Genomic DNA, 567 nt, shown 5'->3' on the forward strand with positions numbered 1-567 from the left:
AGGTCAGGCCGCCGTGACCTGGCGGAAACGCTGAAAAGCCCTAGTGGCACGGTTTGCTTGATCGTGGGCTGTGAACTGCTTAGACCTCTTGATCGCATAGCGGCCTGATCGCTAAGGTCGTGGTTCGTGTATGTGAAGCGCTCGACGCGGAAGATGGCTGATGGCCGCTCGGTCGGCTACCTGCAGCTGGCCCACAACGAGTGGGACCCGGCGGCGAAAGCGTCACGCACGAAGGTGCTGTACTCCTTCGGCCGGGAGGACCAGCTCGACGTCGCCGGGATCCGGCGCCTGGTCGCGGCGCTGTGCCGACTGCTAGAGCCCGGCGAGGCGCTGACGGCCACAGCCCCGGCCGAGCTGCGGTTCATCGAGTCGAAGGCGTTGGGCGGGGCGTTCGCGCTGGACGGGCTGTGGCGCAAGCTCGGGATCGACGCGGCGATGCATCGGATGCTGTCCGGGACGCGGATGGAGCCGCGGGTGGAGCGGATCTTGTTCGCGCTGGTCGCGAACCGGGCGCTGGCCCCGAGCAGCAAGCTGGCCGCGACCCGCTGGATCGAGCACGGCGTGGTG

1 pseudogene is annotated in these 567 nt (G+C 68.1%); it reads left to right on the top strand.

From position 1 onward, the window contains the following. Positions 1-132 precede the first annotated feature (132 nt). Positions 133-567, top strand: a pseudogene (locus FVA95_RS29270) (hypothetical protein); the annotation flags it as partial.

It is taken from the genome of Pseudonocardia sp. EV170527-09 (assembly GCF_008369905.1).
In the GTDB taxonomy this organism is placed as follows: Bacteria; Actinomycetota; Actinomycetes; order Mycobacteriales; family Pseudonocardiaceae; genus Pseudonocardia.